Source organism: Streptomyces sp. NPDC053541, from assembly GCF_044544705.1.
Lineage (GTDB): Bacteria > Actinomycetota > Actinomycetes > Streptomycetales > Streptomycetaceae > Streptomyces.
On sequence record NZ_JBITXM010000003.1, the window covers coordinates 710704 to 721179 of the forward strand.

A 10476-nucleotide genomic window follows, 5' to 3' on the forward strand; every position below is an offset into this window, starting at 1 on the left:
TGTAGGGAGGTGGCGCCGTAAACGCAAGTAGTGACTGCATTAAGGTGGGGGAATGGCAGAGCAACCGAAAGCCCGGAGGCCCGGTGGCCGCAGCGCCCGCGTCGCCGCGGACGTGCACCAGGCCGTCACCGACCTGATCAGCGAGCGCGGATACGGCAACTTCACCGTCGGCGAGGTCGCGGCCCGCGCCGGAGTGGCCGACAGCAGCATCTACCGCCGGTGGGGCAACCTGGAGAAGCTCCTCACCGATGTGGCGCTCACCCGCCTCAACGCGCAGTCGCCCATGCCTGACACCGGAAGCCTCGACGGTGACCTGCGGACGTACGCGGCCAATGTGGCCCGCGAGATCACCGGCCCCGACGGGCTGGCAGTGGTGCGCCTGGCGGTGGCCCTGTCGGGCAACGGTCGGCGGGGGGTGCGGGCCGGTGACGAACTCCGCGTCGCACGCATGCGGCAGCTGCAGTCCATGCTCGACCGTGCCCAGGAGCGCGGCGAGGACGCCCCCGACGCGTTCGCCGTGCTGGACCACATCCTCGCCCCGATGTACATCCGCGTCCTGTTCGGCATGGTCCCGCTCACCCCGGACTACATCGACGGCCTGGTCGACCGGCTGCTCTGACCTCCTCCTCCGTCTCCTCCTCCACCTCCTCCTTCGGAGCCGTACCTCGCGCGGGGTGCGGCTCCGAGGCGTTTCTAACGCAGTCGAGAGTTGCGTTTGCGTGGAGGCCGGGTCTAAGGTCCACCCTCGGCTAAAGCAGCCATCGCCTGCGTTAGGAGTTTTCCGGTGGACCCGATCTTCTTCCCCGACCACCCTTCGTTCTGGTACGAAACCCTGCGGACGCTCGGTCACATCGCTTACGGCGGCGCCGACTTCGGCGAGGTCGCCGCCACCGTGCAGAAAATCGGCGAGGGCGACTACGACAGCTGGCACGACCACTGGCTCGCCACCGCCGACCGGGTCGCCGGCCAGGCCCGGTCCTCACGGGAGGGCGGCCACCGCGTCAGCGCGCGCGACGGCTTCCTGCGCGCCTCGAACTACTACCGCTGCGCCGAGTTCTTCCTGCACGGCGACCACGCCGACCCGCGCATCCGCCACGCCTACGACGCCTCCGTCACCTGCTTCCGCCAGGCCGCCGAACTGTTCACCCCCGCCATCACGCCGGTCGCCATCCCGTACGAGGACACGACCCTGCCCGGCTACCTCTACCGCCCCGACGGCGACGGCGCGCCGCGCCCCACGGTGGTGATGTTCAACGGCTTCGACGGCACCGCCGAGGAGATGCACTTCTTCGGCGCGGCGGCCGCCGCCGAACGCGGCTACACCGTCCTGGTCTTCGACGGCCCCGGACAGCCCGGCGCCCGCCACCGCCAGGGACTGATGTTCCGGCCCGACTGGGAGAACGTCGTTACGCCGGTGCTCGACTTCGCGCAGACGCTGCCCGAGGTCGACGCCGACCGGATCGCCGTGCTCGGCGCCAGCATGGGCGGCTATCTGGCGCCCCGCGCCGCCGCCTTCGACCACCGGATCGCCGCCGTCGTCGCACTCGACGGCGTCTACGACCTCGGGGACATCAGCACCGCGCCCCTCGGACTGCCGCGCGACGAGGCCGAGCGCCGGTTGCGGGCCGCCCACGACCCCGAACTCGACGCGGCGATCGAAGCGTCCATGGCCACCGATCCCACGCTCAAGTGGGCCGTCGAACACGGCATGTTCACCATGAACGCCGCCACCCCGCGCGCGTTCTGCGCCGCCTACCTCGACTACCACCTGCGCGACGGCATCGCCGAGCGCATCACCTGCCCGGTACTCGTCTGCTCCGGCGAGGGCGACGGCTTCTTCCAGGGGCAGCCGGAGAAGCTGTACGCACACCTGCGCTGCGAGAAGACGTTCCTGCCGTTCACGGAGACGGAGGGCGCCGAGGCGCACTGCCAGTCCGGCGCCCAGAGGATGGCGTTCGCCCGGGTCTACGACTGGCTGGACACCGTGATGGCCCGCCGGCCTGCCGGCCCGGCGCGATGAGAGGAAGGGGGGAGCCCCGTAACGGAGGGGCGTGCGGTCAGCCGCAGGTGAGGTCGAAGCGCACGTGCTCGACGGTGATCTCACCCGGGTCGGGCTCGCCGTCGCGGTCGGCGTCCGTGAAGACGACCTTCTTCCGCTCGCTGATGGTGAGCGTGCCGACGGGCGTGCCGTCGGCGGCGTGGATCGTGCGCTCGTCCTCGGAGACGGTGCTGAGCACCGTGTGGTACGGGCGGGTGAGGACGACCTTGAAGCGCTCGTAGTTCGTCCCGCTCTGCACATAGCGCCCGTCGGGCAGGTCCATGTGGAAGTCGTAGCTGTTGACGCCCTTGATGACCGTGGCGCCGTCGGTGCGCACGACGCGGGCGACGGTGTGCTCGACGACGGTGAAGCGGCCGATGACATCGGGCGGCAGACAGCCTTCGAGCGGGCCCTCGCCGGACTCGGTCGTGGTCTCGTCGATGGTGTCGATGACGACGCTGTCCGCCCGGGCCGGGGCGCCGGCGCAGAGGCAGACGGCCGCGGCCAGCGCGGCGGCGGGGGCCGCGAGGCGGCGCATGCGGGAAGTGAGGTGCATGGCCACGACGCTAATGATCCGGACGTAATCCGGCAGCGCGGACGCGACCGTGCGGAGGACGACGCGGGCCGCGACCGGAGCGCCCTTCCCGCCCGCCTTCACTCGTTCGAGTGACGTGTCCGGGTACATGCCCGGGCGTGGCGGGCGGGGGCGCTCTGATGGGTGCGCTTCACCCGGAGGGGTGGGGGACTCGGGGTGATCGTCGAACGAGGGGCGGGCATGGGGATAACTGTTCTGGTCGTCTGGCTGGTGACGGCACTCCTCGGCGCGTTCCTCCTGACGATCTGGCTGCGCAACGGCGGTCTGCGCCAGCGTGACGCGCGGGTCACCCGGCTGCCGGTGTGGCTGATCCTCGGTCACATCGGCCTCGCCGTCCTCGGGTTGGTTTCCTGGTCGCTCTTCCTGCTCGGCCGGACGGCCGCATTCGGCTGGGCGGCCGGTGCGGTGGTGCTGATCGTCGCCACCCTCGGACTGATGATGCTGTTCCGCTGGCTGCCCAGTTCCGGGCGGCATGCCCACGGCGAGCCGACGGCGGAGGGACACTTCCCCGCCACGGCCGTCATCGCGCACGGCGCCTGCGCCGTCGTCACGGTGTTGCTGGTGGTCGCGGCAGTGAGCAGAACGGTCTGAGCCGGCGGCGCCTTACGGGCCGTCAGTCGGCGTCGTCGGCGCCCGATTCGCGCAGCTCGACGCAGCACTGCCCCGGCTTCGGGGCGAGCCGGGCCTCGATGCCCGTGGTCCGCAGGCCGTCCAGGATGCCGCAGACGAAGGCGTGGTTGATGCCGCAGACCAGTTCCGGCGACCGCCCGACGAGGTGGTGGAAGGGGCAGTTGAGCAGACGCAGCCGGGTGGGGGCCGTGCGGTCCGGCTCGAAACCGTAACCCTCCAGCACCGCCTGCCCCGCGCTCACGGAACGCTCCGGCCCGAGGCGACCGGGCCGGAAGCGGGCGCGCTGCGCCGTCCCCGACTCCTCGCCGTGCCGCCGGGCGGTGCGCATGGCCGCGGCGCGCGCGCCCTCGCCCGGCTCCTCGCTGAGGACCGCGGCGATGAGGATGTCGGCGATCACGTCCGGCCGGCGCTCCGGGATGCTGATCCGTATGTCGACGTCCGCCGGCTCGTACACCTTCGGCTTGCGCCCCACCTTGCGGATGCCGCCGGGGGCCTCGTAGCGGCTCCGCAGCAGCCCGGCGGCGACGAGCTTGTCGAGGTGGAAGGCCGCCAGCTTGGCGGAGATGCCGGCCTCGGCGGCCGCCTCCTCGCGCGTGACCGGACGCCTGGCCCGGCGCGCGAAGGCGTACATCGTGCGCCGCTGGTCGTCCGCGAGCACGGCGACCGCCCGGACCCGTACGTCGTCATCGGTGGCGCCGGGGCCCAGGTCCGGTCCGGTGGCGAACTCCGGGCGGGGGGTGAGCCCCGGGCCGGGGGCGAGGTCTGGTCCTGAGCCGGTCTCCGGGGGCGGGGTCGCGTCGCTGGCCATGCCTCCATCGTAAGGCGCACCCGCATGGGCGTAACCGATCCACACCTTCGTGTGTCCAGGGGCGCTTGACGACCCTTCGCAATAAGTCCAATACTTGTTAGTGAAATCAAGGAGAGGGGCCCATCATGACCAGCGAGCGTCACCAACAGGCGAAACAGCCGGTCAGCGCCCTGCTGGCCGGGCCGTACGGGCATCCTTTTCATCCGATGCTGGTCACCGTGCCGATCGGCGCCTGGGTGGCGAGCTTCGTCTTCGACATCGCCTCGCAGTTTGTCGACGACCCCGCCTTCCTCGCGCGCGGATCGATGTGGCTGATCGCCGTGGGCGTGGTCGGCGCCCTGCTCGCGGCGACCGTCGGCTTCCTGGACCTGTTCGCGATCCCGCCCGGGACCCGGGCCTTCCGCGTCGGTCTGGTGCACATGACCCTGAACCTGCTCGTCACCGCCGCCTACGCCGGCAACTTCCTCTGGCGGCGCGCCGATCCGGCGCCCGCCGAGGGAGTCGGAGCGGGCATGCTCGCCCTCTCCGCCGCGTCCCTCGCCGTCCTCGGCGCCTCCGGCTACCTGGGCGGCAAACTCGCCTACCGGTACGGCGTACGCGTCGCGGACGAGCGCACCCAGGCCGAGGGCTACACCTCGGCGGGCGCGCCGGGCGACCGCTAGGCCCTGTCCGTCGGATCAGGGTCGGACAGGCCCCAGCACGCCGAGCCGCGCGCCACGTCCCCGTGGCCCGCCGCAGCACTGCGCGGCGCCGGTGCCGCCCCGCGCCCACCGCCGGTTCCGGTACGTCGGCGGCGCGGCCCGCCGCCACGGCGCGGCGCCGGTCGAGCCGACCGCACCGCCGACGCGCCGGCTCACTGGTGCACGCGTCACCGATTCACCGATCCACCGCTTCACGGGGGCACCGCACCCCTCTTTCGCCCTGCCCACACCATCCCCTTCGACCTCCGTCGACCGACACCCCGGGAGTACCCGTGCACATCGCCGCACTGATCGCCTGGCTGCTGACCGCAGTCAGCGGCTTGTACATGCTCGGCACCTGGATCGCCCGCGGCGGCCTCCGGCAGAAGGGAGCCGGCGCCAGCCGGCTGCCCGCGCCGCTGCTCTTCGGCCACTTCGCCCTCGCGGCCCTCGGCCTGCTCGTCTGGATCGCCTACCTGGCCGTCGACCGCGACGCGCTCGCGTGGACCGCGTTCGGCCTGCTGCTGCCGGTCGCGCTGCTGGGCTTCACCATGCTGGCCCGCTGGATCCCCGTCCATCGTGCCCGCAACGCCGCCGTGGCGGCCCGGACGGGTGCCGCGGGGGACGGTGGCGACGGGCCGGCCGAACGGCACTTCCCCCTCGCGGTCGTCCTCGGCCACGGACTGCTCGCCGTGGCGACGCTGCTCCTCGTCCTGCTCGGCGCGCTCGGAATCGGGGCGAGCTGACATGGCCCTCCACGACGCACTCGCGACCGAGCAGGACTCCGGAGCCGCCGGCCGGCAGGCCCCCACCGCCCTGCGCGTCGTCCACGACGCGGCCGGTGTCGACTTCGCCGCGGCCGAGGACGCCGCCCGTCACTTCCTCAAGGCCCTCGGCGTCCTCAGCGACGACGAGAACATGCGGGACACGCCCGGCCGGATGGCCCGCGCGTACGCGGAGCTGTTCAGCCCCCGCGACTTCGCGCTGACCACCTTCCCCAACGACGAGGGCTACGACGAACTCGTCCTGGCCCGCGCCATCCCGTTCCGATCGGTCTGCCAGCACCACCTGCTGCCGTTCGTCGGCACGGCACACGTCGGCTACCTGCCCGGGCCGCGCATTCTGGGCCTGTCCAAACTCGCCCGCACCGTCGAGTACTTCGCCTGCCGGCCCCAGGTGCAGGAGCGCCTCACCAAGCAGATCGCCGACTGGCTGCAGGAACAGCTCGACCCCAAGGGCGTCGGGGTGGTCATCGAGGCAGAGCACACCTGCATGACCCTGCGCGGCGTCCAGGCCGCCGGATCGTCCACCGTCACCTCCACCCTGCTCGGACTGCTGCGTCACGACCCGCGCTCCCGGGCGGAGTTCCTCGCCCTGAGCGGAGTCAACGCCTGACGTCGTCGACCGCCGCACTCGCGGGCTTCCCGGAGCCCTGAGAAAAACCAAGAACCCCTGGGAAACCCGGGCGACCTCGCGAGACCCCGAGAGACCCGAGAGCCCCCGAGACGCCCCGAGTCACCCCCGAGACCCCCTGAGGAGCCGCTTCGTGGAGATCTGGATCAACCCCGCCTGCTCGAAATGCGCCTCGGCGCTCGACCTGCTCGACGCGTACGAGGCCGAGTACACCGTCCGCCACTACCTGGAGGACCCGCCCACCCCCGGCGAACTGGAAGAGGTCCTGGCCCGACTCGGCCTGGAACCCTGGGACATCGCCCGTACCGGCGAGAGCGCCGCCGTCGCACTGGGCGTGGTCACCTGGCCCCGCGACCCGGCCGCCCGCCCCCGCTGGATCACCGCCCTCGCCGAGCACCCCTCGATCATCCAGCGCCCGATCATCACCGCCGACGACGGCACGACCGTCGTCGGCCGCACCGAGGAGGCCGTGCGCGCGGTGCTGCCGCGCGACCCTTCGGGCGCCCGATAGCCCGGCCCACGACAGCCCTGACCATCTGCTGGGCCTGACCCTGGGCCTGGGTTGCTTCTCGCGGCGGGGTGTGTTGGCGCTACGACGGCGGTGCAATCCAGTTCCTGGTGGAGTACTGCACCGGGATTCTGGAACCCTGGGGGTTGCCGCCCATCGACCTGGAAGTCCTTCCAAGCTGATCGATTGCAGGCAGTTATCGGCTGGTGAGGCGCCGGTATCCCAGACCAGAATGCCGCGTTCGGTCGGATTCGATGACCAGCGGGAGTTGGGGCCACGTGCCCCGATGCCGCCATGCGGATGATCGGGGCCAGGCCTCGCGGTCAGCGGTGCGCCGTCGGCCACCGCCCTGCGGGCGTGTCACCTCAGTCGGTGGCGCCACCCGCGGAACGGCGCCCGCCACTCGTCCGCCGTCAGCGCGGCGTTGTCGGCGGCCACGCCCGCGGGTACGGCACGCGCAACGCCTCGGGCGGGACCGGCGTGTGGTCCGCGGCGGCGTGGAGGCGGCCGTCACGCAAGCGTATGGCGCCGGTGCGGAGCATGGTCGTGACGAGTTCGGTGGCGAGGTGCTCGGGGGTCACGTCCAGCAGGCGGGCGGCGTCGGTGAGCCAGGTGCGGGCGAGGAGGTACGGCTCGATCTCGGCGGCCGGGATGCCGTCGCGGATCATCAGGGCGAAGGCGAGGATCCGCCGGGCGCCGTACCAGACCGCGCCGGCCGGATCGTCGACGAGGCGCTGCGCCCGGCGCAAGGCGGCGGCGAGCGCGGCCTCGGGGTCGGCGGGGATCGGCCCGTGGGAGGGGAGGATCACGCGAGGGGCGAGGTCGGCCATGCGCTTGAGGGAGGCGAGCGCGGTGGTCGCCGCCTCGGGCCCGTCGAGCGCGAGGTCGACCCAGCCGACGTCGTAGTCCGACAGCGCGTCGCCGACCACGAGCAGCCGTTCCTCCGGCTGCCACAGGGCCAGGTGGCCAGGGGTGTGGCCGGGCGTGCGGACCACCTCCCACTCGGCTGCGCCGAGACGCAGCAGCTGTCCGTCGTCGAGCGGGATGTCGACGGTGTACGGGGCGACGGGCTGGTCCAGGTACTCGGCGGCGCAGCAGCCGGGGTCGCGGCGGGCGATCGCGTCGGCCTCCGGTGCGCCGGCGGCGACGGCCGCGCCCCGGGCCTGGAGGAGTGCGTTGCCGCCGACGTGGTCGGAGTGCCAGTGGGTGTTGACCACCAGGTCGACCTTCCCGGCCCGGGCACGGGCCCAGGCGGCGGTCTCGTCGGCGTGCCCGACGAACCCGGTGTCCACGAGGGCGCTGTGACGCCCGGGCAGGAGGAGGGTGTTGGCGTCGGGGAACGGCCGCTGCCACCAGGTCAGCCAGTTCGGCAGCTCCGGAACCGGCCGCTCGGGGCTCACGCGCCGCCCCCGTCCGCGGGGATGAGGGTCCGTCGCCGGTGGGCGACGAGCTCACGAGGGCCGTCGCCCCGCCCGCGCGTCCGCGCCACGGGGCCCGCCTCTTCCTGCTCGGTCCGGTCTTCCACGTACCTGCTCTCCTCGCGTGCGGTCGGTGGGGCGGGGCGACGCATTCCTCAGCCGTGCAGGCGTTCCCACAGCAGGAAGGCGCCGATGGTGATCATCATGGCACCGCTCACGCGGGTGACGAACAGGGCCGCCGCGGGCCGGGTGCTGAGGACCGTACGGGCCACCACGCCGACGCCGAGGTAGACGACGGCGCACGCGGTCAGGTGCAGGGAGCTGAGCAGTCCGGTCTGCGCGCTGACCGGCCAGCCCGTGGCCGGATCGATGAACTGCGGGAAGAGGGAGAAGTACAGCAGCAGTGCCTTCGGGTTCAGGCCGCTGGTGCCGGCGCCCTTGAGGACCACCGACAGCCGGGACACGCCCCCGCCGTCCCCGGTGGTGGCCGCGGCCGGCGCGACCGGCCGGCGCAGGACGCCCCACCCCAGCCACAGCAGGTATCCGGCCCCCGCCACCGTCAGCGCGGTCAGCGCGGCCGGGTAACTCGCCACGACGACGGCCAGGCCCGCCACGGCCACCAGCGCGTAGGCCGCGTGTCCCACGATCAGCCCGGTGACGGCCGGCACGACCGAGCGGCCCCGCAGGCCGGCGGAGATCGCGTAGGCCCAGTCGGCCCCCGGAGTGAACACCAGCAGCAGGTCCACGGCCAGGAATGCCGCCAGTGTCGTCGTGTCCATCGATCGTCCCTTGTTCCTCACAGTGCCTGTTCCGGCGGGAAGGTTAGGACGGATATGCCCGAAAGTGTTTGCGTCCTTTTCCTCAGATGCGGGGGAGTGGGGGAAAATCTTCTCCATGGACGCCTTGGACCGGAAAATTCTTACCGAGCTGCAGCTCGACGGCCGCCTCACGATCACCGAGCTGGCGGCGCGGGTGCGGCTCAGCGTCTCGCCCTGCCACCGCCGGCTGCGCGACCTCGAACGAGAGGGCGCCATCCGCGGCTACCGCGCGGTCGTCGACCCGGCCGCCGTCGGCCTGACCTTCGAGGCCCTCGTCTTCGTCACCCTGCGCTGGGAGGACGCCGACACCGTCACCGCCTTCGAAGAGGCCGTGTCCGCCGTCCCCCACGTACTCCAGGCCCAGCGCCTGTTCGGCGAACCCGACTACCTCCTGCGCGTCGCCACGGCCGACCTCGCGGCCTTCCAGCAGCTGTACGACCAGCGGCTCGCCCGGCTCCCCGGCGTGCAGCGCCTGACGTCCACCCTCGTCATGAAGAACGTCATCGACGACCGGCCGCTGCCGGAGTAGCCGGGCTTCCCGCACCAACGACGCCCGCCCGTAGGCTCTCCGCGAAAGGCGGGTGCGGTGGACATCACGGTGCAGTGGATCAAGACGTCCTGGACGAAGGCGTCCCGTGGCGGGGACGCCGCTGCGCGGAGGGACGCCGCGCCGGTCGGCTTCGTGCTGCCGGAAGTGGCCTCCGGGCGGGCGCACTTCGTGCGGATGGCCGAGGGCGACGGCTTCGAGCCGAGGCAGGGTTGGATCGACCTGCGGGAGCTTTCCGTCAGCCTGCGCGAGGAAGGGGAGCAACTGCGGGTGCTCCCCCGGGTGGAGCCGCTGCACGGGCTGCCGCCGCGTCCGCGCCGGCCCCCCGCCGTACGGCTGCTCCCCGGGCAGTGGGCCCGTTGGCAGTTGAACTACCGGTTCAGCAGTGCTCTCGGCATCCGCGGCTGGACGTACTGGCTGGACACGTTCAACATCGCGTACGGCCCCGTCGGCCCGGACGTCTTCCTGTCGGCGCCGACCGTCGTCGTCGACGAGCGCGGGCCGGTCCGGTAGCGCCGGCCGGCGGCAGGCGCACCGCGCTGCGCGGGTCCCGGTGGTCCGCGGTTCCGGTACGCGTAGCCGCGCCCCGGGCGGGCACCCGCAGCCTGGGTGCGCACCCGAGAAGGCCGTCGCCCGGCTTCCCCCCCCACCGGGCGGCGGCTCTCGTGTCCGCCCCGGAAGAACCGGACGGACCTGGACGGACCTGGACGGACCTGAACGGGCCGACCTGGCCGGGCCCGGTCGGACCTGGACCTGTCGGATCGGGACCTGGACGGGTCGACCGGTCCGGACCGGACCCGTGCCGGGCCACGGGCCGGATCGGACGGAACCGCGCCTGTGCCGGACCGCGCCTGTGCCGAACCGCGCCTGTGCCAGACCGCGTCCGTGCCGACCGCGCCCGTGGCGGGGCGTGGGGCGCGGCGCCGGGGGCCGGCCCCGCGGGGGGGGGGGGGGGGGGGGCGTCCGCGCCCCCGGCGCTGTTGCGGTGCTCACCCAGGGCCACGGTGCGCTCCGGGGGGAG

The 10476-nt window shown here is 72.8% G+C and carries 13 protein-coding genes; 9 read left to right on the forward strand and 4 right to left on the reverse strand.

The window, feature by feature from the left end:
* The first annotated feature begins 52 nt into the window (after window positions 1-52).
* On the forward strand, window positions 53-619 hold the full coding sequence (locus ACIGW2_RS10465; protein WP_391651762.1) for a TetR/AcrR family transcriptional regulator: 567 nt from the start codon (window positions 53-55) through the stop codon (window positions 617-619).
* 165 nt (window positions 620-784) lie between these two features.
* Window positions 785-2020 (forward strand): alpha/beta hydrolase family protein, encoded by a 1236-nt coding sequence (locus ACIGW2_RS10470; RefSeq protein ID WP_399842688.1) that lies wholly within the window; start codon window positions 785-787, stop codon window positions 2018-2020.
* Window positions 2021-2057: 37 nt separating this feature from the next.
* On the opposite strand, the gene ACIGW2_RS10475 is transcribed toward ACIGW2_RS10470, so the two are convergent.
* On the reverse strand, window positions 2058-2594 hold the full coding sequence (locus ACIGW2_RS10475; protein WP_391651760.1) for a hypothetical protein: 537 nt from the start codon (window positions 2592-2594) through the stop codon (window positions 2058-2060).
* A 219-nt stretch (window positions 2595-2813) separates the two neighbouring features.
* On the opposite strand from ACIGW2_RS10475, the gene ACIGW2_RS10480 reads away from it, so the two are divergent.
* Window positions 2814-3224 (forward strand): hypothetical protein, encoded by a 411-nt coding sequence (locus tag ACIGW2_RS10480; RefSeq protein WP_399842690.1) that lies wholly within the window; start codon window positions 2814-2816, stop codon window positions 3222-3224.
* Between the two features lie 22 nt (window positions 3225-3246).
* On the opposite strand, the gene ACIGW2_RS10485 is transcribed toward ACIGW2_RS10480, so the two are convergent.
* Complete coding sequence (locus tag ACIGW2_RS10485) at window positions 3247-4071, reverse strand: helix-turn-helix transcriptional regulator (RefSeq protein ID WP_399842692.1); 825 nt, start codon at window positions 4069-4071, stop codon at window positions 3247-3249.
* Window positions 4072-4196: 125 nt separating this feature from the next.
* Between ACIGW2_RS10485 and ACIGW2_RS10490 the strand changes: the two genes are divergently transcribed.
* From ACIGW2_RS10490 to ACIGW2_RS10505, 4 genes are all read left to right on the forward strand, one after another.
* Complete coding sequence (locus tag ACIGW2_RS10490) at window positions 4197-4733, forward strand: DUF2231 domain-containing protein (RefSeq protein WP_399842695.1); 537 nt, start codon at window positions 4197-4199, stop codon at window positions 4731-4733.
* 311 nt (window positions 4734-5044) lie between these two features.
* Window positions 5045-5497, forward strand: a complete 453-nt coding sequence (locus ACIGW2_RS10495; RefSeq protein WP_399842698.1) for a hypothetical protein — start codon at window positions 5045-5047, stop codon at window positions 5495-5497.
* A 1-nt stretch (window position 5498) separates the two neighbouring features.
* Window positions 5499-6146 carry a GTP cyclohydrolase I FolE gene (gene folE, locus ACIGW2_RS10500; RefSeq protein WP_399842701.1) on the forward strand — a complete coding sequence of 216 codons (648 nt, stop codon included), beginning with the start codon at window positions 5499-5501 and terminating at the stop codon, window positions 6144-6146.
* Between the two features lie 151 nt (window positions 6147-6297).
* Window positions 6298-6675: an ArsC/Spx/MgsR family protein gene (locus ACIGW2_RS10505; protein WP_399842703.1), complete on the forward strand. Its 378-nt coding sequence runs from the start codon at window positions 6298-6300 to the stop codon at window positions 6673-6675.
* A 410-nt stretch (window positions 6676-7085) separates the two neighbouring features.
* Here ACIGW2_RS10505 and ACIGW2_RS10510 read toward each other — a convergent pair whose 3' ends face one another.
* Window positions 7086-8072: an MBL fold metallo-hydrolase gene (locus ACIGW2_RS10510; protein ID WP_399842705.1), complete on the reverse strand. Its 987-nt coding sequence runs from the start codon at window positions 8070-8072 to the stop codon at window positions 7086-7088.
* 173 nt (window positions 8073-8245) lie between these two features.
* Window positions 8246-8869 carry a LysE family translocator gene (locus ACIGW2_RS10515; protein WP_391651757.1) on the reverse strand — a complete coding sequence of 208 codons (624 nt, stop codon included), beginning with the start codon at window positions 8867-8869 and terminating at the stop codon, window positions 8246-8248.
* 115 nt (window positions 8870-8984) lie between these two features.
* Here ACIGW2_RS10515 and ACIGW2_RS10520 point away from each other — a divergent pair, with 115 nt between their 5' ends.
* Both ACIGW2_RS10520 and ACIGW2_RS10525 read left to right on the forward strand, forming a co-directional pair.
* Window positions 8985-9437 carry an Lrp/AsnC family transcriptional regulator gene (locus tag ACIGW2_RS10520; RefSeq protein WP_356074457.1) on the forward strand — a complete coding sequence of 151 codons (453 nt, stop codon included), beginning with the start codon at window positions 8985-8987 and terminating at the stop codon, window positions 9435-9437.
* A 57-nt stretch (window positions 9438-9494) separates the two neighbouring features.
* The gene (locus ACIGW2_RS10525; protein WP_391651756.1) at window positions 9495-9968 is read left to right on the forward strand and encodes a hypothetical protein; all 474 of its coding nucleotides are present in this window, start codon (window positions 9495-9497) and stop codon (window positions 9966-9968) included.
* The last annotated feature ends 508 nt before the right edge of the window (window positions 9969-10476 follow it).